Source organism: Betaproteobacteria bacterium, assembly GCA_016194905.1.
In the GTDB taxonomy this organism is placed as follows: domain Bacteria; phylum Pseudomonadota; class Gammaproteobacteria; order Burkholderiales; family JACQAP01; genus JACQAP01.
On the sequence record JACQAP010000028.1, the window covers coordinates 93,896 to 114,329 of the forward strand.

At 60.2% G+C, this 20,434-nt stretch carries 19 protein-coding genes and 1 pseudogene; 6 read left to right on the top strand and 14 right to left on the bottom strand.

What is annotated here, in order from left to right; all coding sequences use genetic code 11:
- Positions 1-160: 160 nt before the first annotated feature.
- Complete coding sequence (locus tag HY067_18815) at positions 161-1,060, bottom strand: MBL fold metallo-hydrolase (GenBank protein ID MBI3530004.1); 900 nt, start codon at positions 1,058-1,060, stop codon at positions 161-163.
- A gap of 677 nt (positions 1,061-1,737) precedes the next feature.
- On the opposite strand from HY067_18815, the gene ltrA reads away from it, so the two are divergent.
- Positions 1,738-3,069 (top strand): group II intron reverse transcriptase/maturase, encoded by a 1,332-nt coding sequence (gene ltrA / locus HY067_18820; GenBank protein ID MBI3530005.1) that lies wholly within the window; start codon positions 1,738-1,740, stop codon positions 3,067-3,069.
- Between the two features lie 450 nt (positions 3,070-3,519).
- On the opposite strand, the gene HY067_18825 is transcribed toward ltrA, so the two are convergent.
- The 5 genes from HY067_18825 to HY067_18845 all read right to left on the bottom strand — a co-directional run bounded on the left by HY067_18825 (position 3,520) and on the right by HY067_18845 (position 7,562).
- Entirely contained in the window at positions 3,520-4,185 is a 666-nt protein-coding gene (locus HY067_18825; GenBank protein MBI3530006.1) for an HD domain-containing protein, read from the bottom strand.
- A 48-nt stretch (positions 4,186-4,233) separates the two neighbouring features.
- Positions 4,234-5,022 carry an SDR family oxidoreductase gene (locus HY067_18830; GenBank protein ID MBI3530007.1) on the bottom strand — a complete coding sequence of 263 codons (789 nt, stop codon included), beginning with the start codon at positions 5,020-5,022 and terminating at the stop codon, positions 4,234-4,236.
- Between the two features lie 18 nt (positions 5,023-5,040).
- Complete coding sequence (locus tag HY067_18835; protein MBI3530008.1) at positions 5,041-5,991, bottom strand: alpha/beta fold hydrolase; 951 nt, start codon at positions 5,989-5,991, stop codon at positions 5,041-5,043.
- A gap of 203 nt (positions 5,992-6,194) precedes the next feature.
- A complete protein-coding gene (locus HY067_18840; GenBank protein MBI3530009.1) occupies positions 6,195-6,458 on the bottom strand; it encodes a hypothetical protein in 264 nt (87 codons plus the stop codon).
- Positions 6,459-6,728: 270 nt separating this feature from the next.
- Positions 6,729-7,562 carry a helix-turn-helix transcriptional regulator gene (locus HY067_18845; protein MBI3530010.1) on the bottom strand — a complete coding sequence of 278 codons (834 nt, stop codon included), beginning with the start codon at positions 7,560-7,562 and terminating at the stop codon, positions 6,729-6,731.
- A gap of 121 nt (positions 7,563-7,683) precedes the next feature.
- Between HY067_18845 and HY067_18850 the strand changes: the two genes are divergently transcribed.
- Together HY067_18850 and HY067_18855 are read left to right on the top strand one after the other, a co-directional pair.
- Positions 7,684-8,271 carry a hypothetical protein gene (locus tag HY067_18850; GenBank protein ID MBI3530011.1) on the top strand — a complete coding sequence of 196 codons (588 nt, stop codon included), beginning with the start codon at positions 7,684-7,686 and terminating at the stop codon, positions 8,269-8,271.
- Between the two features lie 79 nt (positions 8,272-8,350).
- Positions 8,351-8,746, top strand: coding sequence for a helix-turn-helix transcriptional regulator (locus HY067_18855; protein MBI3530012.1), 396 nt, complete (start codon positions 8,351-8,353; stop codon positions 8,744-8,746).
- 78 nt (positions 8,747-8,824) lie between these two features.
- Here HY067_18855 and HY067_18860 read toward each other — a convergent pair whose 3' ends face one another.
- The 5 genes from HY067_18860 to HY067_18880 form a co-directional block, all read right to left on the bottom strand.
- Entirely contained in the window at positions 8,825-9,289 is a 465-nt protein-coding gene (locus HY067_18860; GenBank protein ID MBI3530013.1) for a hypothetical protein, read from the bottom strand.
- A 27-nt stretch (positions 9,290-9,316) separates the two neighbouring features.
- Positions 9,317-10,066 carry an FAD:protein FMN transferase gene (locus HY067_18865; protein MBI3530014.1) on the bottom strand — a complete coding sequence of 250 codons (750 nt, stop codon included), beginning with the start codon at positions 10,064-10,066 and terminating at the stop codon, positions 9,317-9,319.
- Positions 10,063-10,602: an FMN-binding protein gene (locus HY067_18870; GenBank protein ID MBI3530015.1), complete on the bottom strand. Its 540-nt coding sequence runs from the start codon at positions 10,600-10,602 to the stop codon at positions 10,063-10,065. The genes HY067_18865 and HY067_18870 overlap by 4 nt, the downstream gene beginning before the upstream one ends.
- On the bottom strand, positions 10,602-11,858 hold the full coding sequence (locus HY067_18875; GenBank protein MBI3530016.1) for a hypothetical protein: 1,257 nt from the start codon (positions 11,856-11,858) through the stop codon (positions 10,602-10,604). Before HY067_18875 ends, HY067_18870 begins: the two co-directional genes overlap by 1 nt.
- A 218-nt stretch (positions 11,859-12,076) precedes the next feature.
- Complete coding sequence (locus HY067_18880; protein MBI3530017.1) at positions 12,077-13,252, bottom strand: c-type cytochrome; 1,176 nt, start codon at positions 13,250-13,252, stop codon at positions 12,077-12,079.
- Positions 13,253-13,785: 533 nt separating this feature from the next.
- On the opposite strand from HY067_18880, the pseudogene HY067_18885 reads away from it, so the two are divergent.
- Both HY067_18885 and HY067_18890 read left to right on the top strand, forming a co-directional pair.
- Positions 13,786-15,078: pseudogene (locus tag HY067_18885) on the top strand (glycerophosphodiester phosphodiesterase).
- Positions 15,079-15,643: 565 nt separating this feature from the next.
- Positions 15,644-16,189, top strand: a complete 546-nt coding sequence (locus HY067_18890; GenBank protein MBI3530018.1) for a type II secretion system protein — start codon at positions 15,644-15,646, stop codon at positions 16,187-16,189.
- Between the two features lie 87 nt (positions 16,190-16,276).
- Here the strand turns inward: HY067_18890 and HY067_18895 are convergent, their stop codons facing one another.
- The 3 genes from HY067_18895 to HY067_18905 form a co-directional block, all read right to left on the bottom strand.
- Complete coding sequence (locus tag HY067_18895; GenBank protein MBI3530019.1) at positions 16,277-18,085, bottom strand: redoxin family protein; 1,809 nt, start codon at positions 18,083-18,085, stop codon at positions 16,277-16,279.
- Between the two features lie 86 nt (positions 18,086-18,171).
- Positions 18,172-18,609, bottom strand: coding sequence for a hypothetical protein (locus HY067_18900; protein MBI3530020.1), 438 nt, complete (start codon positions 18,607-18,609; stop codon positions 18,172-18,174).
- Between the two features lie 104 nt (positions 18,610-18,713).
- Entirely contained in the window at positions 18,714-18,917 is a 204-nt protein-coding gene (locus tag HY067_18905; protein MBI3530021.1) for a cold-shock protein, read from the bottom strand.
- A gap of 392 nt (positions 18,918-19,309) precedes the next feature.
- On the opposite strand from HY067_18905, the gene HY067_18910 reads away from it, so the two are divergent.
- The gene (locus HY067_18910) at positions 19,310-20,404 is read left to right on the top strand and encodes a TRAP transporter substrate-binding protein (GenBank protein ID MBI3530022.1); all 1,095 of its coding nucleotides are present in this window, start codon (positions 19,310-19,312) and stop codon (positions 20,402-20,404) included.
- The last annotated feature ends 30 nt before the right edge of the window (positions 20,405-20,434 follow it).

Below are 20,434 nucleotides of genomic sequence, written 5' to 3' on the forward strand. Positions count from 1 at the left end.
TCTACGGATAAGTCGGGCGGTGCTTCATGAATTTAACCGGCATCATCACTGTGCCGTAAACAGACGCCGGCCATTCTCGATAGCAAAAAGCCCGCTCGACGACTAACAGCCAGCAACAGTAGTCTGCGGCAAGCCTACTGTCCTCTGCTGGCTGTCCAAGCTACTGTGGCGCCGGCAGATCAACCACTGATCCCACGCCCGCGTACACGTACTGGTCACCAAATGCTCTCTTCAGGGCGGCGAACTCCGGCTCGCCGGTGCAATGTCCCGGCGCCACGCGTTCCAGCTTGTACTGGTCGTGCAGCACGGCGGCAATGCGCTCCACCTCGGGATCGGGTTTCTGGATCTGGTGCAGCCCGCCGAACAGGATATTGACGTGAGGATCGATGGCGGTCGCCTCCTGCATGATGTGCTCCACGCCGGGATGCGAGCATCCAACGATCAGAATCACTCCCTGTGGAGTCTTGATGGCCAGCGATAGCTCCTTCAGCTCCAGCGTGCCGGGAGATGTGGAGACGCCAGCGAGGATAAATATTCCGGGCGCCACCTCAGTCCTTTGGCTGATAGGGATAAAATTGCCGCCCGGCCAAGGCGTGCCCGCTTCCAGGATCTCCGGCGGATGGCCGCCATAGTAGCGCATGTCGGCGGGCAACGATGGGTCTTTGCGATAGAAGTCGTTCTTCACTCCGCGCGCAAACAATCCCCAGGGTTCGTCAGGAACATAGATCTGCACCTTGGGATTGACTGTCAACAGGTAGGTGATGCCGCTGGTGTGATCGGCGTGGCGGTGCGAGATGACCACAAAATCGATGTTCCGCAGGTCAACTCCAAGCGCCTTCACATTGTGTTCGAAGATCCTGGCATTGTTCCCGGTGTCGAACAGGATGCGCTTGCCCCCATACTCCACCAGGGCTGCGAAACCCCAATCCATGGTCAGCGAAGGAGACTTGCCGAACGAGTCGTACAGAATGGTGACGCGGTTTGGCGTTTCCGCGGCAGCCATACCCGCGAGCAGCAGAACGATAACAGCCAGGGTGCGTAGCGAACTGTGCCAATACATGGTTCACCTCCGTGTCGCAACAGAAGCCATATAAACTTTGAATTAGCCGACACCAGTGTCGGTTCAATTTCTTATCCGGACAGAGGTTGTCCCAGGCATTTTGGCCTTCGGTTGGGCCCAAGACAATGCCTCGGCCAAGCTGAATGACTGCTATCGGGAGTTATCAAAAGGGGCTGTTTTTGGCGTGCGCCGTGCAAAGGCGGCGCTTTCCAGTGGGTGCAAACCCCACCCGGCAACGGCTCCAGCCGGAAGCAACCGGAGCAGCTATGGAGGAAACGAAATGGCTGAAGCCTTCGGGTAAGCGTGTCACGAATTGGTGACAGCGCGAGTGTGCAGGCCGTAACGCGAGTGAACGCCGAGCAAGCCTCGAAAAGGACGATGCGCGGGCCGACCCGGCTGCCATACCGGGGAAGGCTGATACCACTGGACGAATGAGCGACGCGGTATCGCCAGTGGCTGCGCCGGGGTAGTGGCGACAGCATGTACACAAGGAAAGCGCACGCAACACGGGAAACCCTGCGGCGTGGTCAAGGATGACCAACCGGAACTCCGTGAGGAGCGACCGGGCGCCCCGGGGTGACGGAGAGGCTCGTAGTACCGTTGAAGCCGGGTAACGCCGGTGGAGGGAAGGAGCCTTGGTTCAAGACAGACGCAAGACGTGGCGAGGGACCTGGAGATTGGGCAACCTATCAACTCCGAAGAGTGTTCAGAAACTGCAGACGGCGTTACACGCGAAAGCGAAGGCAGAAGCCGGCTATCGCTTCTACGCCCTGTACGACAAGATTCACCGAGAAGACATCCTGGCGCATGCCTATGCCCAGTGCTGCTCTAACAAGGGCGCACCAGGGGTGGACGGTCAGGACTTCGCGGACATCGAAGCGTACGGGGTGCAGCGGTGGCTTGGAGAACTGGCGCTTGCGCTCAGGCAGGAGAACTACCGACCGGACCCCATCAGACAAGTGTTCATCCCGAAGGCCAATGGCAAGCTCCGACCGCTGGGTATCTCGACCCTGCGCGATCGGGTGTGCATGACAGCAGCGATGCTGGTGCTCGATCCGATCTTCGAAGCCGATCTCCCACCAGAGCAGTACGCCTACCGGCGGGGCCGCAATGCCCAGCAAGCGGTGGTCGAGGTGGAAGAACTGCTGTTCCTCGGCCACCCGGAAGCCGTAGACGCCGACCTCGCGGACTACTTCGGAAGCATTCCCCACGCCGAACTGATGCGTTCGCTTGCGCGTCGCATCGTTGATCGGCGCGTGCTGCATCTGATCAAGATGTGGCTGGAATGCCCCGTGGAAGAAACCGATGATCGAGGACGGAAGACACGCACGACCGAGGCCAAGGATAGTAGACGCGGCATTCCGCAAGGCTCACCCCTCTCACCACTGCTGGCCAATCTGTACATGCGTCGGTTCGTGCTGGGATGGAAGAAGCTCGGGCTGGAGCGAAGCCTCGGCAGTCGCATCGTGACCTATGCCGACGATCTCGTGATCCTGTGCAGGAAGGGCAAGGCCGAGGAGGCCCTGCAACGACTACGCGAGATCATGGGCAAACTGAAGCTCACGGTCAACGAGGAGAAGACACGAATCTGCAAGGTCCCGGAAGGGGAGTTCGATTTCCTGGGGTACACGTTTGGGCGGGTATATTCGGCGCGCACGGGCCAAGCTAATATCGGGCACCGGCCATCGAAGAAGAGCATCAAGCGCATGGTCGAGAAAGTCCATGCGCTGACCGCCCAATCGATGACATGGCAAGACACCACGGAGTTGGTGGGTATGTTGAACCGCACGCTGCGCGGCTGGGCGAACTACTTCCAAGTAGGCACCGTCAACAAAGCGTATCGAGCGCTCGACATCTACACGGCTGCGCGGTTGCGTCGGTGGTTGCGCAACAAGCACAAGGTCAGGCGGCGCGGGGGCGGGAGCTATCCACTCTCGCACCTCTACGGGTACTTCGGTCTCGTGCGTCTGACAGCGCTTGGGCACGACGTGTCGTGGGTGAAGGCGTGAAGTCTTGTCCGAGAGCCGGATGCGGGAGATCTGCATGTCCGGTTCGATGAGCGGGATGTGGAAACGGAGCGACGGCGAGGTTACTCGGGCACCGCCAGACGAAAGGGGCGGCAACAGACAAACTGGACCTACTGCCACCGCGCCACATCTCGACTCTACCGAATGCAGACCTATCCAGGAGAACCCACTTTCACTTGAAGCGATGACCCGCGACTGCTTGATCAAATTCGAAAGTGAATTGGAATATGCGTGTGTTTTGGCGTTCGATAGTGGAGATCGCAGGTTCGATCCTGCATAGTTGCATAAAGAAGTGGCACGGTAGCCCACCCCTAAAAGCATTCACTATCTCCATTTCCTGTTTTCCTTTGCGCCCTCTCTTGCTTTTCCTCCGCGCTCTTTGCGTCAACGCTCTTTTTGCCGGTCAAGGGCCGGCTGTTGTGATTTGAAAAATCAAAGCGGCTTGCTCGGATCGATCAGCGTGCGCCACATGTGCGCGGTTGTGCTGCTGTCGTTGCCGAGGCCTTCCTTGGGCTGGCGGAAGTGGCGGCCGATGATGTCCGTGAAGGGGTCGATCGACCAGGACGCGCTTTTGTCGAAGCTGTAGTCGTCGAACAGCGTGATGTTGCGGGCATGCATGTACCAGCGGTGATTGCGTGCGTACTCGTGCGCCGCGGCGATGTATTCGGGCGGCCTGTAGTCTGCTCCGAACATCTTGACGTACATCTGCGGATATTCGTAGCCGACCGACTTGTCCGGGTAGTAGCGCAGCGCCTGGTGGTAGCGGATTGCCCAGGACACTTTCTCGGAAACATAAGGCTCGACCAGTTGCGCGCCCCACCAGCCGTGATCCGGCCGGACGACGGCGAGGCCGACGTCGTGCAGCAGGCAGGCCAGAACCGTTTCTTCGTCCATTCCGGCTTTCAAAGCGTTCAACGCGGACTGCACGCAATGCGGTGCCGCCGCAATCGGCAGGCCGAACTTCGGCGTGTTCAGCCGCAGGTTGAAAATATCGAACAGCGTCGGTCGCGCCGGCATTTCGGTTGTCGGCTCCGGCGGCCGGGTGCGTGCGAACGCACTGCCGATTTCCTCCAGGGTTTCCTGCCTCTCGTCATTCATGGGGATCCTCGTTCCTGTCTGACCGTTCTGCCCGCCGGTGCGTTCCGTTCAGAAGCAGGCGCGCACCACGCCGCCGTCCACGCGCAGCGCCGCGCCGTTGGTGGCCGACGAGAGCGGGCTGCAGACATAAGCGACCAGGCTGGCGACTTCCTCCACCGTGGCGTAGCGCTTGAGCAGCGAGCTTGGGCGGACTTTCTCGAAAAACTCCTTTTCGAATTCCGGAAAAGGTTTTCCCGCCGCGCGGTTTGCGATGCCGGCCTTGTTGCCGTCGGAGAGCGTCGGTCCGGGCAGCACGGCGTTCACCGTGACGTTGCTGCCGACGCAGGTCTCGGCAAGGCCGCGCGAGATCGCCAGTTGCGCGGTCTTGGTCATGCCGTAGTGGATCATGTTGTCCGGAATCTGGATGCCGCTCTCGCTGCTGATGAACACGATGCGGCCCCAGTTGCGCTGCTTCATGCCCGAGAGATAAGCACGCGAGAGTCTCACACCGCTCATCACGTTGATGTCGAAAAAACGCTGCCATTCGGCATCGTCGATCTCCTCGAACATCTTGCGCTCGAAAATACCGAGGTTGTTGACCAGAATATCCACGGCCGGAAAGCGTTTGACCATCTCGGCGGTCGGTCCCGGCGCCGACAGGTCGCCGGCGAAGCCATCCACCCTGGCCTTCGGCGTCGCGACGCGGATCCGGTCCGATGCCTCTTTGACGGCTGCGTCGGTGCGGCCGTTGATGATGACCCTGGCGCCTTCGGCCGCCAGCAACGCCGCAATGGCAAAGCCGATGCCCTTGGTGGAGCCGGAAACCAGAGCCGATTTATCCTGTAGCCTGAGATCCATGCCGCATTTTCTCCCGGTTTATTTTTTGAGGTGCTGGTCGAACCAATCGATCGCCAGTCTGGTGGACTGCTCGCGTGCTTCGCCATAGATATCGTAGTGCGCAATGTTCGGGATCACGACGTATTTCTTCGGATCCGCCGCGCGCTCGTAGGCGAGCTGCGGATGCTGGCGATTGTCGAACAACTCCTCGTGTTCCGCGGCGATGAACAGCATCGCGCAATCCCTCACCCTGGCAACGTCGTCCACAGGCGCATAGAGCAGAAATTTCTCGCGGATCGGTGCGCCGGCCAGATTGCCGATTTCGCGTAGTCCCGGCGGAGGGTAGCCGAGTTCGCCGCGCGCACGCCGCGTGGCGTCGTTGTAACTTTTTTCCAGTGCGTTGGCCGGAGTCGAAGCGACGGGCTGTCCCATGTAGCCGACCTGGCTGACCAGTGCGCGCACGCGCGGATCGCGCGCGGCAACATAGACGATCAGCCCGCCGGAAAAACTCGTGCCCCACAATCCGAGACGGTTCTTGTCCACCGCGGGCTCGCCCATCGCCCAGTGGATCACGTTCTGTATGTCCATCGCCTGGTCGAGCGGATCCACCATCCCGCGCAGTTCCTGCATTTCTCCCGTGAAACGCCCGTCGACGCCTTTTTCCGTGGTCGCCGTCGCGGTCTCGATCACCCGCGAATGGCTCTCACCCCAGCCGCGGTAGTCGAAGGCGATGACGAGGTAGCCGGCTTGCGCAAAATCCGTGGCCTGGGGCCGCAACATTGCCGCGGTGCCTCCCCATCCGTGCGACATGATGATCGTCGGCAGGGGGTGTGAGGCTGGTTTCGGGGTGTAGACCTCGGCGCGCAGGCGCACGCCTTCGCTAACAATGACGGCACTGCGTTCCTCGACGTCGGCGGCATGTGCGAAACACTGCAGAGCTGCCAGCAGCAGGCTGCCGAGAAGCCGGAGCGGGATTGTCTTGGACGTCATATGCGGTTTATTCGCGGAGTCCGGGTGGGCTCGCCGAGGACGCAAAATCGCGCCCCGGTTTCATCCGATATAGGGATTCCGTTTGCCGCCAAGGCCACAGATACCCTCGCGAATACCCTACGTGCGTAGCACGTCGGAGTACCCTTCTAGCGTGGAGTACCCTTTTAGGGCGCGGCTTCAACGCGGAAAACGGGGCGTGCGATTCAGTCCGTGTCGGTCGATTCGTCCGACCAGCGGCGGCGCGGGCCGGCATAGCCTCCATCCGACATTTCTTCGTCGGGATCATCTTCTTCCCCGTCGAATTTTTCCATCTCCTTGAGCAGCGACTGCAGTCGCTTTTCCGCGACGGTCTCCCGATCCGCCTCGCCTGATATCTTCTCGATGACGGATGCCGCGCCGGAATAGTCCTTCTTTGTCTTGATGGGGCGTACTACCCCGTTCAGTTTATTAACGCTGCCTCGTGTCATGTTTGCCCCCTTTGGCAAAGACGCCCAGTCCTCCGGGGGCGTCAGACCAATTCTGCTCCTACTTCGGCTGGCTTTCGAGGCATTGATCCGCGTCCTTGCCTTCCTGCCTCCGCCAGCAATTCCGCCAATCGTACACGCTCTTCGTGGTCGGCGATTTTCCGGAGGATTGTGGCCGCAGTGTACCGCAGGAAATCGGTCCGGTTTTCGCCACTGGCGAAGTTGGAGCGGCAGGCGCCGAAGTCGGTGCAGCGGGCGCTAGGCGAAGTCCGGTCAGTTTGACTTGGCGGCCTGTGCAAACCACCCGGCCGTGGCATCGTCGGCGGGAAAGAACAGTTCGAGCCGCAGGTTTTGCAACGAGACATCGAGCGGCGTACCCATGGTCGCGATCATCGAGAAGAGCGCGAGCCGTGTATCGCCCTTGCGAAATCGTACGACGAGGGTCGGCGGCAAATCGCGATCGGCATGCGAGGCCTGCGTGATCTGACCTACGCCGGGGAGCAGGAGCATTTTCTTCAGCAGGTCCGCGGCCAGCGTTCCCGCGACTTCAAGCGTGGCTTCCGCACGCAAACGCCGGATCGACCAGACCGCGACTTCTTCCCAGTTTTCGACGAAGGGCCGCAAGCCTTCCGGATTCAAAAGTATTTCGATGCCGTTCATTGGTGCCTGGGATTCGAGCGCTCCGGTCCCGGCCGTCAGGAATGCGATCAGTGCACCCAGCGGGCGATTTGCGCGCAGGGTGTAGTGGGCATGATCGACCACCAAGGCGGGATAGGGCTCCTGCTGGCGCAATGCATGGTCGAGCGCGAGGTCGACCGGCCTCATATCCGCGGCGTCCAGCCCGCGATCCTTGTACACCGGCGCAAAGCCGGCGCAGAGCAGCATCGCATTCTGCTGTCCCAGGGGCACATCGAGCGCGGAAGCAAGGTGCAGCACCATGCCGCGGCTCGGCCGGCTCCTGCCTGACTCCAGGAAGCTCAGATGCCGTTGCGACAGACCGCAGTTGAGCGCGAGATCGAGCTGGCTCGCGCCGCGCGCCTTGCGCCATTCGCGCAACATGGGGCCGAAGCTGGCGGTGGTCGAAGCGTGTCGGGTCGAGATCGTCATAGCGCCTTTTTCCTCTTCCTTGCGATTTCTGGCAATTACCCCGGAGGTAATTGCGGCACCTCCCGTGGCGGCACGATGATGCCTCCGCAACTTCGCAACTTCAACCGTAAAGGAGAGCACCATGACTGCGCTGACTCACGAAGTGTCCCTCTCGCGTTCCATCATCCACAAGCCGGCTGTACTGGATCGATTTAAATTTCTTTTGCCCGCTTGTCTGGCGTTTCTTGCTTCTCAAGAGGCATTTTGTCAAGACAGGCAGACGGTGGCGTACAGCCTTCCCGCCGGCAGCAGCCGATTCACGCAAGAGCAGGTGATCGAGGTCGGCGATGTCCCGGGCCACAAGCTGCGCATTTTCGAGAGCCATGTCGATTACAGGGACGTGAACCTTGCCTTCGGCGGCGTGAAGATGAAGGAGAGCTTTACGCGCGGCTCCTCCGACTACACCAACGGTACCGGTACCGCGAACAACTATGCCGTCTACCTGCTCGAGGACGGCAACAAGCTGTTCGCCAAAGAGTCCGGGGTGGGGCAGGTGACGGTCACCGCGGATGGAGCGATTGCGCTCAAGTACGCAGTGATGGCGACTTTTACCGGAGGCACCGGCAGGTTCCGCGGCATCAGGGGGCAACTTCGCGGCAACGTGGTGCGAGTGCCGGGTGAAAGCTCCATAAAAGCCGACGTCAACGGCGAGTACTGGATCGAAGAGTAGCGACGATATCAGCGGCGGCTGCCGAAGAGAATTTCGGCATCCTCCGACCGTTCCCATGCCATGGACAAGAGGGATTGGAATGGGCGCCATCGATTCTCATCTGAAGGCATTTGTTTCCACGGAGTTCAACACTGGCCGGATCGGCCGGCTCTCGGCCAAGAGACTGTCTCTGGCGATCGGATATATCCGCGAACACCTGGCGGATGATGTACGTCTGAAAGACATTGCCGGAGCGGCCGGATTGAGCACGTTTCATTTTTCCCGCGCATTCAGAAATACCACCGGCGTTGCGCCGTACGGTTATTTGCGCCAGGCTCGCGTCGAACGGGTCAGGGAATTGTTGGTCGGAAGCGACAAGACGCTGTCGCAGATCGCCACGGAAGCGGGCTTCTCGGATCAGAGCCACATGAGCAAAATCTTCAAGCGATTCACCGGCGTCGCGCCCAGGGCGTTCAGAAACCGTGCGACCAGTTGACTGCTGTGACGACGAATCGGCTTGCCGGCCGACACCGTCGCTGCGGCGGACTGGGTGCCGATCCCGGACCCGCTGCGTTCAACCCGCGACATCGGGCAGTCCGGCCTCCTTTCTGCGTCTATGAAGGATGATCAAAATCCCCGTCGCCATGCCCACCAGTGCGTGAGCCCAGCCAAGCGCAGGACGGATCGGTTCCGGTGCGAAGTAGTAGAGGAAGTAACCGGTGGTCGCCAATGCCGCGGCCAGCACGCACAACGTGACGCCGGAACTGCGCTGGGATGCCCAGTGATGCCGACGAGTTACCCTCCAGCCATGCGGAACGTGGGAGGCGGACAGCACCCCGAACATGAACAACCCCCCGAACGCGGCAAGTCCGTGCACGCGAAGCATCCATGATTCCATCGGGTGAGGCAGTTCGCCCGCTCCCGCTCCGACGCTGTAATGCACCACGAGCCAAAGCACGCCGCTGAGCATCAGCACTGCTCCGGTACAGTACAGGACCTGGCGCTGCCAGCGCGCAAGGCGATTGACGGGAAGGTTCATAGGGCGACAAAGCGCGGTTTGCGGCGCTCAGTGCAACCAGGCCTGTGCGCCGTGGCGGGATAATAACGGTAAAAGGGTATTTCCCGTGATCGCTACCAGCTTGGTCAGCGCGTCGGCCCACAGGCACAACGGCGCCGCTACGCTGACGTGCGCGCGCACGGGCCGCAGGGCCGTGGCCCGGGAACGGCTGCCGCGATCGAAATGGCTGGTTGCAAAAGCGCCATTGCTGATTGTCGCGAAACTACGCACGCCGCCCAGCGTTTCGTCGCGCAGCGATAGCGGCAATTCGGCGTCGCCGAAGGCGCGCAGATCGCCGCCGGCGTTCACCCATCCGCTCTCGCATCCGTTCGAGAGCATCGCCTCCACGGCACGATCCACCGCATAACCCTTGCCGATGCCGCCGGGGTCCAGGCGAACGTCGCCGCTCAGCTTGTAAAGACGCACCCCATCGCAATGCCAGCCCCCGGGCGCCGAGCCCAATGTTATGTCGAAGAGTCCATCGGAGGCTTCTTGCAGGCCGCGTGCTGCCGAAAGCACCTCGGCCGTAGGGGACCGGATCGCAAGGCTTGCGCCGGCGGGTAACGCATGAAAGCGGGTAATGTCGCTTTCCGCCTCGAAGCGCGACAGGCAGGCCTGGATCCCGGAGATGGCCTCGAATGCGGCGCGGATCATTTTCTCACCGCCGGTACCGCAATCGCGAACGCCCACTTCCACCAGGGTCCCGAGCATCGGCCTGGCGCGGCGCAGCCAGTTGGTACCCAAGGCGCCGGAGATCATGGCAATGCTCCGCTGCTGCGGGCGAGATCGATCACGTTGACGATGCGCTTGACGCCCTCGGTTACATGGTTGCAGCTCAGCGTCGCTCCACTGATGTTGGCAATGTCGTCGCCGACACGCATGGGCGACGCGAGGGTCGTGCCGACAAACTGTTTGCGCCACGCAGGAAGGCGGATCTCGTGGCCATGGCTTTCACGGTAGGACAGCACCTCGACCTGTTTGACGGCGCCGTCGAGTCCGATGCCGACTGCGTAGGTGATCAGTTCGAACTTGCCGACGACTTCGTCCACCACCACGAAGCCGATAGTCGAGGCGCCACGCTGCGCCTGACGCACCTGCCAGCGTGCGGAACGGGCCCGTACACCCCGGGCATCGAGTTTCTGCATCTGCGCGGTATCGAGTGCAATTTCGCGTGTCTCGAACCGATCGGCCTCCGGAAACATCATTTTGGTCGCCTGATCGGCAGTCAGGTAATCGACTGCGAACACGCTCGCTGGCGCCAGCGCAACGGTCGCAGCCGCAAGGACGATACGCATCAGAAGCTCCAGCCGAGGCCCAGGTCGAACCGGTTGGCGTCGTCGTTCTCGCGGAACCTCTGTACGTCGGCCTTCAACACGATGCCTGGCGTCACCTGGAAGTTCGCTCCGACCGTTATGACCCGTTCGGTGGGGGCCGCGTCAGGCGTGAGGCCGACGCCCAAGTCGGCAAAGCTGCGTGCCGTGTTGAACTGTTCCCAGCGCACGAACGGCGAGAGCACGTAGTCATTGTGCATCCATAGTTTGTACGCTGCCTGCGCATACCAGCCGTCGAAGGATTTCGGGATCAATGTCGGATTGCCGACCAACGTGGTGTTCAACTCCGCGGTTTTGGAAATGCTGCCGCGCGCATAAAGCGCAGCCAAATCCCAGCGGCCCGGCGTCCAGCGTGCATGCAGATCCCAGAGGGTGACACGCGAATTCGTTATGGCCTGACCTTGCGTGGCTCCGCCCGTAAACAGCCCGCCGCCCAGTTGCAGACCCGGAACGCCGCGCCAGTTGAGTGCGCCGAAAACCGAAAGATCGCGCCCCTTTGCCAGTGCGAGCTCCTGATGGATGGAACCCAGCGGCGATTCGGCGCCCTCCGTCGAAGTGGCATCCCATTTGTTGAGATCGAATCCGGTACTGATGCCGGTTTGCAGCGTGAATCCGTTTTCGAAATTCCCCACGAATTGCAGTCCGCCTTCGCGCCAGGTTGTCGGAATGATTGCCGTCTCGACGAAGTTGCGCTCCACTCCGTAGTACGCCGTCGGTTCGTGCTTTTCGTTGAGCAGGCCCAGCGGAATGAGGAACAGGCCGCCACGCGCGGACCATGTGGGATTCAGCGCGTGTTCAACGTATGCCTGCTCGACCTCGACTTCTCCGGGATCGGAGGCTGACGAGACCGCATGCTCCACCTCGAGTTCCGTCACTACCTTGTTGTTCGGGTCGAAGCGGTGCTGGAAGCCCAGCACGAACCGGCGCACGTCGACCTCGGTGTTTTCCGTAGCCTTGGTGGGACGGTTGTAATTGATTTCGCCATAACTGAAAAGAACAGTGGCTGGCCCGGATGGGCTCGACGGTGCGGCCGCGACATCGGCAGCAGGAACAGTGGCGGGCACCGGGGCGGCCTTGCTTTGGTCCTGCATCTGCTTGAGCTGCACCTTTACTTTCGCCAACTCGTCGGCAAGCTGATCGACTTTTCGCGCCAGTTCCCGTTCGGCGGCAGTCTGCGCGAAACCGGCCGTCGCTGTCAGCGCCAGGATCGCGGCGAACAGGAAATTGAGAGAGGGCGCCAGCAGGCGAATTCGGTTCATGAGTTTTCTCCAGATGTTGTGTGTTCGTTACCTATGCAACTGGTCCAGCAATGAAAGCGGTTGCGAATGCAGTCAATCGAATAAAACTGGCAAGACTGGCCAATCAAGTCCTCCGCTAATCCGCTGCAAGCCGACAGGCATCGCGGGATTGCCACCACTTCGTCATCGGAGTCGAAAATTCACGGCGTATAGCCGTCGCTCAAGGTTTGAAGGAAGGCGATTACGTTGTCGATCTCCGCATCGGTGAGCGCGGGCGCATCGCCAAGGCGGCGGTTGTAAGGCACCTCGGCGGTGTTCACATTGCCTACGAACTCCGGCGGCAGATCGTCGAACTTCTTCACGGTAAGGTCCGGATTGAGCGGATAGAACTTCTCCGGATTGGTGTCGCGCTGCACGTAAAACGTGAGGGTATCTTTCAGCGTCTTGAACTTGCCGTTGTGGAAGTAGGCCTTACGATCGGCCACGTTGCGTAAGGAGGGCACTTTGAACACGCCGCATAGATCGGTGCGGGCGGCGAGGTCGGCGCGTTGACACAGACCAAGGTCGAAGTACGCCGGATCGGCATTGGCAAGAATGTCAGTATTGCGCGGCACCCCAAGGTTGTCGTACGTGAAATCGGTAAACAGCGGCATCGACCCGTCGGACCCCCTGGCCGCGGGGTGGCAGCCGGCGCAATTGCCTTTCGTCGGGGCGTTGAACAAGGCAAGGCCACGCAATTCCTGGTTGGTCAACGCGGCCTTGCCGCGCAGGAACGCGTCGTACTTGCTGGTGAACGCGTTGAATTCCTCGTCTTCCTTCTCATAGCGCTGAATCGCCAGCGTCATGCGCAGATAGGCACCATCGACATCATTGAAAATGTCAGCACCAAAGGCCGCCTTGAATTCGGTGGCGTAGCTGGCGGCCGCAAGCTTGGCGACGACGCTTGCCTTGTCGGGATTGGCCATCTCGACCGGATTGAGAAAAGGTTCCGCCGCTTGCTCGGCCAGTGACGCAGCCCTGCCGTCCCAGAAGAATCCCCCCGTGGGCGTGTCTTCACTGTCGAAGAAGAAAGCAGTGTTGGTGTTGAGATAGCGGATCCCGGGAGTCTTGCGAAATCCTTGCTGATTGCTTGCGAGCCCGCCAAGTTGGACCGCCAATGCGTTGGCGGGCGAATGCGCATGGTTGGGGTCGTGACAGGTGGCACACGACTGGGCGCCGGAGGCCGACAGCGACACATCCTTGAAAATTTTTTCTCCGAGCTTGGCTTGAGCGGAAAGCGATGCTTCGCTGGGGGAGGATGAGCCGGAACTGCCGCACGCTGACAGCGCTATCGCTCCGATGCTGGCGAGTAGCCATATCAGTGACCTCCCTTTCATTTTTTTATCGCCTGTTGGCGTGCCAATGCGCCAATTAATAATACGAACTATTCGTAATACTATCACTATGTTGAGCTAGAGGTAAATAATTTTTTATTAATTTAATTATATAGTTATGAATAAAAGTGGAGAGTTATTACCGGAAATATGCTCCGTGACAACAACAAATGTCTTAAGTAGACGAAGGGCCTTTGTCGCTGGATCCGAGGTCACCCGGATGACGCGTAAAACCGAGGGCGTTCCTTCGCAATTTCCATTTGAGGTCGAGAGCTCTGCGCTCAGGAATGGTTGAGCAAGGAATCGAAGGCTCCATCACGACGCCGATGGCATATTGGGCTCAGGGGGGCGCACGGCCATCGCGGGAAATTCGAAAACAATGTTGCAAAGAAAGCGGTGCGAGTTCTTGCGGCTGCTTTTCATCTGCACGAAACGGTCATACATTTGCCACGGTATCTACACAGCTCGGGCATAACGTGCTCGGCGGGTGCCACTGCGCGCCTGCCCAGTTCAACTCGAGTTGAAAGGAGAGACCGATGCACAACACGTTTCGTACGCTCGCCGTGACGGCCGTCATCGCCACGGTGCCCGCGTCAGCGGCTAATGCCGATGAAGACAGCCGTTTCTACGGCGGCAAACACAACGAATATTACGACGGTCGTGGTTTCTACAGCGATCATGGCAAGCGAATGCAGGACGACGCCATTCAACTTGGCCCGCGGCCCTTCTATCTGATGGAAGGCATGGACGAAGGCGAGCTCAAAGACCGGTTGATGAAGTGCGAAAACGGTCCGTTCTACCGCACCACTTTTTTGATCGGCCATCGCGGCGCGGCGCTGCAGTTTCCCGAGCATACGAAAGAGGCCTACCAGGCCGGGGCGCGCATGGGCGCCGGCATCGTCGAGTGCGACACGACGTTTACGAAGGACGGCGAGCTGGTTTGCCGCCATGCGGAATGTGACCTTCACACGACAACCAATATCGTTGCCTCGCCTTTGAATGCCAAATGTAGCGTGCCATGGTCCGGCCCGGGATCGAACCCCAAATGCTGCACCAGCGACCTGACGCTCTCCGAGTTCAAAACGCTCAAGGGCAAGATGGATGCAAGCAATCCTGCCGCGACGACGGCTGAAGGCTATCTGGGCGGCACGCCGGGCTGGCGTACGGACCTCTACACCGGACGCGGCACGTTGATGACCCTCAAGGAAAGCATTCGACTCAACGAGAAAAACGGCGTGAAGCACACGCCCGAACTCAACGAAGGCGACCCTGATCGCATCAAGGCGGTATTCGGCAGCCAGGCGAAATACGCACAGAGAATGATCGACGAGCTGAAGGCGGCGGGCGTCGATCCGAAAGACATCTGGGCGCAATCGTTCAACAGGGACGATATCCTTTACTGGATTTAGAACGAGCCGAAATTCGGCAAGCAGGCTGTCTATCTCGACAACATCGATCCGACCGTCACGCCGGCGATTCCACGCCCTTCACTCGATGAGTTCAAGCAACTGAAGAAAAAGGGCGTGAAGATCATCGCGCCGCTTGCGGTCAATGCAAACGCAGAAATCGTTGTGTCTCAATACGCGCTGGACATCAAGGGGCTGGGGTTCGATACCATCACCTGGACCTTGGAGCGCGCGGACCTTCGCCGGGGCGCGGCTTCCGCCGGCTTCTACTACCTGTTCGATTCCGAAGGCAAGGCCGTGAAGAAGGACAGCGACATGTACAAGACGCTGGATGTTCTCGCGCGCCAGGTCGGCGTCATCGGAATTTTCTCCGATTGGCCTGCGACCGTCACTTACTACGCCAACTGCATGGGCCTGAAGTAATCCCGGCGCGGGCAGCCTCCATCAGGAGCAGGGGGGGGCTGTACCCGCGGCGGTCGTTGATGATCGGCGCAACATTCCGGCGGGGGTGAGCGCTGACAGGGCATTTATCGGATAGACCGGCAAGGGATCGCGCCGCTCAAAGTCCAGGCCGGCCTTCTTGCACCGACCTGACCGTGCGTCCATGCGTGAGCAATCCAGCGGCCTCGCGGGAGTCTGGCTGCTTCGTTGTATTTCTGCCGAACCTCCAGAGTCGCGACCGTGGCGAGGCAAGCGTTTTCATTGACTCCGGTTCGACGCGAGTGTCGAATATCCGTTGCATGCGCTCACAGCCATGCGCCAATTCTTGCAAGCAGGGCCGCAAAGAGCCGATCCATTGAGCCTCCGGCGGAGAATTTGCGCTCCCGCTGTTGCAATTCCGACGACGGTTTCGTGGCCGCAACCCGGTCCGACCGGACACGCCGATTTGGCTTGCTATTTGCATAAGAAGTTCACCGTGTGTACATTGCTGTGCCATCGCAATGCCATGGGTTCTATTTGGATTTCTATCGAACGAATGGAGATATCAGTGAAAAACAGCAAGGGTTTTACCCTGATCGAACTCGTAGTGGTCATTTCCATTGTCGGCATCCTCGCGGCGGTGGCACTGCCGCGATTCGTCAGCATGCAAACCGATGCGCGGATTGCCAAGCTGAACGCGGTTCGTGGCGCCGTGGGCGCCTCTGCGGCACTCGTACACGCCGTCTTTCTGGCGCGTAACGGCGTTGCCGATGCAGCGGCTTGCCCCGCTGGTGGCGGTACCGCAACGAATACGACGAACATTTGTACGGAAGGCGGCCTTGTGGCCCTCGTCAACGGCTATCCCCAGGCACTCGCCGCGGGCGCCGGTGCTGGAATTATCTCCGCCGCGGGTTTAACCTCGGTGTTCAATCCGACTGCGGCTCAGTTCACAGCCGAAGGCTTCGGCCAGGCGGGCGGCGGGGCAGCTGCCGGGTCAGCCCTGGACATCCAGGTAGTCGGCAATACCCCGGCGACATGTTTCTTCACCTATACAGCCCCCGCCGCGGCCGGAGCGGCGCCGGTAATCAGTGCCCCGGTCACCACCGGCTGCTGATCGGCGGAAAGCGAACAGTCTTCCGTAAGTAAAACCGGCGCCCTCGGGCGCCGTTTTGTTTTGGAACGCAGAGCGCATATCAACAGATCAGTTTGCGCGGCGGTCCTGCCGCAAATCCGCGGCACGCGTGTCAGCGCCGACGCGCGTTGCGTTAGCGCGGTCTTCGTCGTTCGCATTGCGGAACCGGAACCACCCGACATTCATTTCCTCCCAGGTCTGATCTCCCCAACGCACGACCTTGTCCGGATCGGGATTGGCGGGATTCTGCGCGGAATTGTCCCAGGTCATGTCCATCACGACGCGAGTGCCGGCGGGCATCAGTTTCGGTGGATTCAATACGTATAACGGCTGCCAGTTGAAATCGTATTTCGGCACCGACAGCAGAATCTCTTCGCGGCCGTCCGGATAGTGCGCCGTGAATTTTGCGGCCCGCCCACGCAAGTGCGCATGCGGCAGCAGGCTGTAGAGCATGACGTCCCGGTCGAAGACGTGATCGAGCGATTCCGAATACGATTTCGTGTTGGCCGGAATCGCAAGCGATGCGTTATAGATGATGTCCATCTGCATCGAATGTTTCGGCGGCTCGTCGTAAAAATACAAACCCAATCGGGTCACATCGGCAATCGCTTTGCCGTTCGGCGTGTAGTGCATCTGGAATCGGAAACTTGCTTCCTTGCGCAGCAATATCCCGGTGTCGGTCGGATAGGGTATCGCGTTCTTGCCCGGCGCATAGCCACCCAGTTCGCCCATCTGGCCACGGATCGCACGCCGTTCGCCGTTGCCGGGATCATCAATGCCGGCCAGCACGTGATGAACGATCGCACGGTTGCCCGGAATGATTTCAATCGCTCGAATCCAGACGTCGCGTCCCAGTGGATTGGCGGCGTGCGGATACTGGTAGCTGATCACACCTGTGGCCGGTACTTGGTAGGCGGGGACTTCGACGATCAAATCGGGTTTGCCCAATGTCCATTCGGACCAGGATTTATCCAGCGTCGCAAGCGGGTCGGGCCCCTTGCCGCGCGGCGCGCCAGCCTCGATCCAGTGAACCAGATCCCTGGCGTCTTCGTTCGTCATCGAGCGATCTCCGACGAAACTGCCGTAGTGCGGATCGGCATGCCACGGCGGCATGCGTTTGGTGCGAACGACCTCGCGGATCATCGGCGCGAACCCGTGCACGATGTCGTAGCCCGTCATCGCCCAGGGGCCGACCCCGCCTTCGCGATGGCAGGCGACGCACTTGTCGACGAGCAGCGGCGCGATCCGCTCGATATAGGAAATCCGTGCGTGCGCGTCATGGCGCTCGCGCTCCGGAAGATTGACGAGGCAGCCCAGCGCTTCTGCCTTCGCGACCGCAACCGGCTTTCCGGCAAGCGTGGCGTCCAGCGCATCCGTTAAATATTGCTTCTTCGCAGCCGGCTTTTGCGTGCCATACGAGAGGCGATCGTCGATCGGTCCGCGATAAACCAGTTGCCAGTTTTTCGGATCGACGACGAATACGTCGGCCGTGCGATCCACACCCAGCGCTTCGCCGATGAGCTGCGTCTCGTCGATGAGGATCGGCAAGTCATTGTTGAAATCGGCCGACTCCCTGGCAACGGCGTTACGATTGTCCTGCAGGTTGGAATCGATCAAAAGAATTTCCACGCCCTTTGCCTTGTACTCATCGCGGATTTCCTTGAGCCGCGGCAAGCTCTTCTGCACGATGCCGCAGCCGTTGCCATAGGTCATCAATACCACGGCCTTGGCATCGGACAAGTAATACAGTTCGTGCGATGCCCCTGTCTGGTCAAGCAGACGGAAGTTGTCGACGCGATCGCCCGGGTTGAGTGCCAAAGTGGAGCCGGCGAAGAAGAAACCTGCGAGCACTGCCAAGAGACGAAGTACGGCTTTCATGCGACCTCCCGCGACCACGATCACGCTGGAAAAACCATCTTACGCGCAACGGGGCACCGTCCTATGCGACCCGGAGAGCGTTCTGTCTACTGCTGCGGTGGCGTCGGAACGTGGATTGCCAGGCCGCGCCCGGTCTTGTTGTCGCTCGCCGTGAAAATGCCGGTGCCGACCGACAGCCCGCCGCCGATCCCAACCCCCGTGCCTATGCCGGTGCTGATCCCGCCGCCGGACTCGGTACCCGTACTTTGCAGGAGCACGCCGTTCGCGCCCAGCGAAGCCGCCTCCTTCCTGAGCCTCTCCATGACCGCGTCCATTTTCTTCTGATCGCCGAACGAGAACGACAATCGACTCGTGGCGTCGACGACCGCGATTTCCTCGTAACCCGGCGGAGCGGTCGAATAGACTTTGACCTGTGATGGATCGATCGGTGTGCGGGTTTTGCCGGTGATGACGTGCGATGCAGTGGCGCATGCGGCGAGCAGGAAAACGGAAAACACAAGCGCGGATAAACGGGCCGGTATCATACGAAACTCCCGCAACGCAAAAAGAAAAAGCCCGGGAAACCGGGCTTTTTTCAGTCCTGAATACCCCCCGAGGCGGGTATTGAAAGACTACTGCTCCACACGGATTACGCCGGTCGGATATTCGACGCCTGGTCGCCCTTGGGCCCCGTGGTCTTGTCGAAACTGACCTTCTGGCCTTCCTTGAGGGACTTGAAGCCGGCGTCCTGGATCGCGGAGAAATGGGCAAAAAGATCCTTGCCGCCGTCATCCGGCGTAATGAATCCGAAGCCTTTTGCGTCGTTGAACCACTTAACGGTACCTGTAGCCATGTCTTTGTCTTCCTGAAATAGTTTAAGAGTGTGGGCGCTGCCCGATTGCGGGATCTTGAAGAGAAGAGGAAAAAAGGCCTGAGAAGTACCCGTTGAACGGTCATATCCGACTGATTGATCACTGCTCCCGTATCCTGCGACTCCCTTTATACGACTACATTTCGATGCCGTCAAAGGGTACCTCTGCCCTCTCGTTTCCCGAACCAACCGGGATCGCCCCGTTGCGACGCGCGATGGGCATCAGATACTCGAGGAAAACCAGACAATCTGAATATTTCACCTCAAGCGAAGGGCTGGAGGCAACGGACCGACCCCGCCCCGGGCCGACTGGAACTAGAATCGCAACGTACGCGGAATCGATTCGACAAACGTTCGATCACCACGGGGGACTTATGGAGCGCAGATCGTTTCTCGGGAAGGCGGCCGCAGGCGTGGCTGCAAGCGTTGTTGCTGCACCGGTCATTGCCCAGTCGCAACCGACCATTCAGTGGCGGCTGGCGGCGAGTTGGCCGAAGAGCCTCGACACCTTGTTCGGCGGCGCCGAATTGGTCGCGAGACGTGTTGCCGAAATCACCGACGGCAAGTTCCAGATCCGCACCTTCGCTGCAGGCGAGATCGTGCCGGCGCTGCAGGTGCTCGATGCCGTCCAGGCCGGTACAGTGGAAATGGGCCATACGGCGACGTACTACTATTTCGGCAAGGATCCGACGTTCGCCCTCGCCTGCTCCGTCCCGTTCGGTCCCAACTCGCGCCAGGCGAATGCATGGTGGCATTTTGGCGGCGGTGCCGAAGCCATGGCACCGTTGTTCAGGGAGTACGGCTGCATTGCGATCCCGGCCGGCAATACCGGCTGCCAGATGGGCGGCTGGTTCCGCAAGGAAGTCAATTCCGTCGAGGATCTCAAGGGGCTGAAGTTCCGCATCGGCGGCATGGCCGGGCTGGTGCTGGCAAAGCTCGGCGCGGTGCCGCAGATGATCGGCGGGCCGGACATCTATCCCGCGCTCGAGAAAGGCACCATCGACGGCGCGGAGTGGGTCGGGCCTTACGACGACGAGAAGCTGGGCTTCAACAAGGTAGCGAAGTACTACTACTACCCCGGATGGTGGGAAGGAGGGCCGATATTGATGGCGCTCGTCAACGAGAAGAAATGGAACGAACTGCCGAAGTCCTACCAGGCCGCGCTGACTGCGGCTTGCGGCGAAGCCAATGTCTGGATGCCGGCCAAATACGACGCGCAAAATCCGCCGGCGCTGCGCCGCCTGGTGGCCAGCGGAACGAAGTTGCGGCCTTTCCCGAAATCGGTGATGGAAGCGTCCGAGAAAGCGGCCTACGAGTTGTACGAGGAGTTGAAGGCGAAGAGCGAACACTGGAAGCGCATCTATCCCGGGTGGAAGAAATTTCGCGACGAGCAGTTTCTCTGGTTCCGCGTCGCCGAATCCACTTACGACAACTACGCGTTCTTCTCGAAGCTCGGCGAAGGGAAATAAGCCGGCATCGATTCGCGATCCATCGAATCG

Excerpts from the sequence above, each read along its gene's own strand:
- HY067_18880 (MBI3530017.1), bottom strand. The coding sequence starts at position 13,252 with ATGAAAGGGAGGTCACTGATATGGCTACTCGCCAGCATCGGAGCGATA.
- HY067_18905 (MBI3530021.1), bottom strand. The coding sequence starts at position 18,917 with ATGGCTACAGGTACCGTTAAGTGGTTCAACGACGCAAAAGGCTTCGGA.
- HY067_18860 (MBI3530013.1), bottom strand. The coding sequence starts at position 9,289 with ATGAACCTTCCCGTCAATCGCCTTGCGCGCTGGCAGCGCCAGGTCCTG.
- HY067_18865 (MBI3530014.1), bottom strand. The coding sequence starts at position 10,066 with ATGATCTCCGGCGCCTTGGGTACCAACTGGCTGCGCCGCGCCAGGCCG.
- HY067_18815 (MBI3530004.1), bottom strand. The coding sequence starts at position 1,060 with ATGTATTGGCACAGTTCGCTACGCACCCTGGCTGTTATCGTTCTGCTG.
- HY067_18825 (MBI3530006.1), bottom strand. The coding sequence starts at position 4,185 with ATGAATGACGAGAGGCAGGAAACCCTGGAGGAAATCGGCAGTGCGTTC.
- HY067_18870 (MBI3530015.1), bottom strand. The coding sequence starts at position 10,602 with ATGCGTATCGTCCTTGCGGCTGCGACCGTTGCGCTGGCGCCAGCGAGC.
- HY067_18855 (MBI3530012.1), top strand. The coding sequence starts at position 8,351 with ATGGGCGCCATCGATTCTCATCTGAAGGCATTTGTTTCCACGGAGTTC.
- HY067_18910 (MBI3530022.1), top strand. The coding sequence starts at position 19,310 with ATGGAGCGCAGATCGTTTCTCGGGAAGGCGGCCGCAGGCGTGGCTGCA.
- HY067_18850 (MBI3530011.1), top strand. The coding sequence starts at position 7,684 with ATGACTGCGCTGACTCACGAAGTGTCCCTCTCGCGTTCCATCATCCAC.
- HY067_18845 (MBI3530010.1), bottom strand. The coding sequence starts at position 7,562 with ATGACGATCTCGACCCGACACGCTTCGACCACCGCCAGCTTCGGCCCC.
- HY067_18835 (MBI3530008.1), bottom strand. The coding sequence starts at position 5,991 with ATGACGTCCAAGACAATCCCGCTCCGGCTTCTCGGCAGCCTGCTGCTG.
- HY067_18840 (MBI3530009.1), bottom strand. The coding sequence starts at position 6,458 with ATGACACGAGGCAGCGTTAATAAACTGAACGGGGTAGTACGCCCCATC.
- HY067_18895 (MBI3530019.1), bottom strand. The coding sequence starts at position 18,085 with ATGAAAGCCGTACTTCGTCTCTTGGCAGTGCTCGCAGGTTTCTTCTTC.
- HY067_18830 (MBI3530007.1), bottom strand. The coding sequence starts at position 5,022 with ATGGATCTCAGGCTACAGGATAAATCGGCTCTGGTTTCCGGCTCCACC.
- HY067_18900 (MBI3530020.1), bottom strand. The coding sequence starts at position 18,609 with ATGATACCGGCCCGTTTATCCGCGCTTGTGTTTTCCGTTTTCCTGCTC.